This window comes from Pseudomonas sp. GM50, from assembly GCF_000282375.1.
Lineage (GTDB): Bacteria > Pseudomonadota > Gammaproteobacteria > Pseudomonadales > Pseudomonadaceae > Aquipseudomonas.
Window position 1 is genome coordinate 1 of record NZ_AKJK01000130.1, and the last position, 4,108, is coordinate 4,108.

Genomic DNA, 4,108 nt, shown 5'->3' on the forward strand with positions numbered 1-4,108 from the left:
ACCTGCAATCGCGGTGTATCAGATACACCGCATGCAATGGTTTTACGACTGCTTCGCAGCCGAACGGGGCGATGCGGCGTTCCGACAAGCCCCCTCGCCACACAGGCTCCCACAGGGATTGCGGTGTTCAAGTGCCTAACTGACCGGCAATTCGACCCTGCGTTCTCACGCTGAGCCAAGGCCATGAAAAAGAACGACCAGTGGAACCTGTCCTACTTCGCGATCGCTTTTATCGTGCTGAGCCTCATGCAGATGTTCTTTGGCGAGCGCCAGGCCGTGCAGCCCCTGCCCTACAGCCAATTCCTGCAGCTGTTGAACGAGCAAAAAGTCAGTGATTTGCGGGTCGACAAAGACCAGATCAGCGGCAAGTTGCAAGAGCCCATCGATGGACACGACCGGTTCTCCACCGTGCGGGTCGATCCGGCGCTGGCGACCGAACTCTCTCAATCGGGCGTCGGTTTTACCGGAACCACCGAAAACACCTTTATGAACAGCCTGTTGGGCTGGTTGTTGCCGTTTGTCCTGATCATGGTGTTCTGGAATTTCCTGTTTCGCGGGATGGCGGACAAACAAGGCCTTGGCGGGCTGATGAATGTCGGCAAATCCCGGGCCAGGGTGTTTGTCGAACGCGACACCGGGGTCACCTTCGCCGATGTCGCGGGTATCGATGAAGCCAAGGCCGAGCTGGTGGAAATCGTCTCGTTTCTCAAGGACAAGGAGCGATACGCACGCCTGGGTGCGCACATTCCCAAAGGCACCTTGCTGGTCGGCCCGCCAGGCACCGGCAAGACGCTGGTGGCCAAAGCCATCGCCGGTGAAGCCGGTGTGCCGTTTTTCTCGATCTCCGGCTCCGAGTTCGTCGAGATGTTCGTCGGGGTCGGTGCTGCCCGGGTACGCGACCTGTTCGAACAGGCACGGCAGGCGGCGCCCTGCATCATCTTCATCGACGAACTGGACGCGTTGGGCAAGATGCGCGGCGTCGGTACGCTGGGCGGCAATGACGAAAAAGAACAGACCCTCAACCAGTTGCTGGCCGAGCTGGACGGCTTCGATCCCCGTGAGGGCGTCGTGTTGCTGGCCGCGACCAACCGGCCAGAGGTGCTCGATCCGGCGTTGTTGCGGGCCGGCCGCTTCGACCGGCAGATTCTGATCGACCGCCCCGATCGCAAAGGGCGGGAGGCGATCCTCAGGGTTCATCTGCAGAAAGTCACCGTAGAGCCAGGGCTCGATGGCGCGCGTATCGCCGAGATCACCACCGGATTCACCGGCGCCGACCTGGCCAACCTGGTTAACGAAGCGGCCATTGTCGCCACCCGGCGCGGTGCCGAAGCGATCAACTTGAACGATTTCACCGCGGCGGTAGAACGCCTCATCGCGGGGCTCGAACGCAAGAGCAGCCTGCTCGATCCCGAGGAGCGCCGGGTCGTGGCCTACCACGAAATGGGGCATGCCCTGGCCGCCAGCACGCTGCCAGCGATGGACCCGGTGCATAAGGTGTCGATCGTACCCCGCGCCATCGGCTCGCTGGGCTATACCCTGCAGCGACCGACCGAGGATCATTTCGTGATCAGTTGCCAGACGCTCAAGGACCGGATTGTGGTGCTGATGGCTGGACGCGCCGCCGAGTACCTTGCCTATGGCCAAATCTCCACCGGCGCCGCCGATGATCTGGGCCGTGCGACCGATATCGCCCGGCAACTGATCACCCGGTTCGGCATGAGCGCCGAACTCGGACAATCGGTGCTGGAGCGGCAAAACGCAACGTATCTGGGGGATCGCATGGCCACGTTGGGCGAGAAGGATTATTCGGAACAAACCGCTCGGGAAATCGACCTGGGTATTCGCGCCCTGCTCGATGAAGCCTACCAACGGGCCAAGGCACTGCTGGAGAGTCGCCGGGCCGACCTGGATGAGGGGGCTCGCCTGTTGCTGGAAAAAGAAACCCTCACGCCAGAGGAGTTCCCGCCTCTGCTGCCGTTAAAGCCAGCCCCGGCATTACCGCGACCGTGACGCCACTGATCCACATTCGGTGTTTTTTCCGGCACTGTTCGCCAACAACGCTAGGCTTACAAACAATGTGGTGATTATTCGCCATTTTGCAGGGAGCGCAAAAATGGAATTCATTAACCGTTGGCAGTCTCTCCCCCTCAGGATGGCCCGGGGAGGAATGCTGCAATGAAGCTCTCCAATCATTACAAATGGACTGCCTTGGGCGCCATTGCGCTGACCCTTTTCAGCGTATTGATATTTTTGCTGATCAAATCCTATTCCTACGACACATCGACCTACTTCGAGTCGCGCGACTTCGTTCGCCAACTCAAGCAGTTCGATGCCAACTGGAACGTGAAGATTCTGAGAGCCAAAATCGGCCTGAACGACACTTTGTTTCTGGGGGCGCCCGCTGAAGCAGAACAGCGATGGGCGCAGCTCGACAACCTCAATACAACCGGCCCCCTCTCGACCCTTTGGCAAACTCGACGCGAGGGTTATCTGGATGCGGTAGAAAACAAAACCCGACTGGTTGAGCAATTCAAACAGCACAACACGGCCTTGCGAATATCATTCGTGGCCCTGCCTGAGCTGGAAGATAACATTCGGAGGTTGCTGGAAGATTTCAACGACAAACGCCCGAAGGTGGATGCTGTGGCGGCCTCAGTGGTGTTCGATGTTACGTTGGACACCCTTGAATACGCCCTCTATGTCTCCAGCGAAAGGGCTGAGGAAATCTCCGGGCATCTGAAGTATCTGAATGACTACATCAATCAACTGCCGCCCGAACGGCGCCCGCCTTTCACTGCCTTTGTAGACGCGGTGAATGCCATTGTTCGAGAACAGCCCATCGTCAATGATCTGCTTGATCGCATCAGTGTGATTCCGGTCGCGGGGCAGTTGGACAGCATCACCGAACTATTGAACGAGAAACAACGGCGCACCAGCGCGACAGACCGCCAATATCACCTTTACCTGGGCATATGCGCCGGCATCATGGCGCTGCTGTTGTTGTATCTGGCCGGCCGCCTGATACGCAGTTATGCCCTGATCAACAAGATGAACAATGAGTTGCAAACGGCAAACGAGCGACTGGAGCAACGCGTCGAGGAACGCACCCGCGAACTGCTGGAAGCCGAGCGCGAACTGGTCGACGCCGCGCGGATGGCCGGCATGGCGGAGATTGCGACCAATGTGCTGCACAACGTCGGCAATGTCCTGAACAGCGTTAACGTCTCGGCAGATGTGATCACCCGCAAATTGGCGGCCAGCAAAACCCTTGGCCTGGGTAAGGCGGTGAAAATGATGAACGAACATGCCGAAGACCTGGGGCAGTTCATCACATGCGATGAAAAAGGCAAATTGCTTCCCCTTTACCTCAATCAACTGGTCGACTCCATTGCGCTCGAGCAATCGAGCATCGTTGACGAACTGTCGCAACTGACCAAAAGCATCGATCACATCAAGGACATCGTTTCCACTCAACAGGCCTATGCCGGTGCCGCCAGGCTGGTCGAGCCGTTGAACGTCGTCGATCTGTTCGAGGATGCGTTACGCATGAATTCCGGCGCCTTGAGCCGGCACCATGTCGTCGTCACCAAAGACTACCAGGACGCGCCGACGATCATCGGCGACAAACACCGGCTGCTGTTGATCCTGATCAACCTGATCAGCAATGCCAAATATGCAATGTCCAAGGTCAGCGACCATCAGCGCCATATGACGCTGGGCGTCAAGATTATCGATAACGCAATACTGCGCCTCAGCGTAGAGGATCAGGGCGAAGGAATCGCTGCCGAGAACTTGACCCGAATCTTCAATCACGGCTTCACCACCCGCAAGGAAGGTCATGGTTTTGGCCTGCACAGTTGCGCGCTCGCGGCGGTAGAGATGAACGGGCACCTTCGCGTCCATAGCAATGGACCGGGCCAGGGAGCGCTTTTCACCCTGGAGATTCCACTGGAGACTGCCGACGCATTGCCGACCGCTGGAATGTCAGTCAGTTAAGCCGCAAAACCTGTGTGCGGGCTTGTGTGGCGAGGGGGCTTGCCCCCGTTCGGCTGCGTAGCAGTCGTAAAACCATTGCATGCGGTGTACCTGATACACCGCGATTGCAGGT

The 4,108-nt window shown here is 58.3% G+C and carries 2 protein-coding genes; both read left to right on the forward strand.

From position 1 onward, the window contains the following. The first annotated feature begins 183 nt into the window (after window positions 1-183). Entirely contained in the window at window positions 184-2,010 is a 1,827-nt protein-coding gene (gene ftsH, locus PMI30_RS02230) for an ATP-dependent zinc metalloprotease FtsH (RefSeq protein ID WP_008014580.1), read from the forward strand. A 165-nt stretch (window positions 2,011-2,175) separates the two neighbouring features. After that, window positions 2,176-3,996: a DAHL domain-containing protein gene (locus tag PMI30_RS02225; RefSeq protein ID WP_008014582.1), complete on the forward strand. Its 1,821-nt coding sequence runs from the start codon at window positions 2,176-2,178 to the stop codon at window positions 3,994-3,996. Window positions 3,997-4,108: the final 112 nt, after the last annotated feature.

Bases quoted from the DNA above. Each gene is read 5' to 3' on its own strand.
- ftsH (WP_008014580.1), top strand. From the start codon at position 184: ATGAAAAAGAACGACCAGTGGAACCTGTCCTACTTCGCGATCGCTTTT.
- PMI30_RS02225 (WP_008014582.1), top strand. From the start codon at position 2,176: ATGAAGCTCTCCAATCATTACAAATGGACTGCCTTGGGCGCCATTGCG.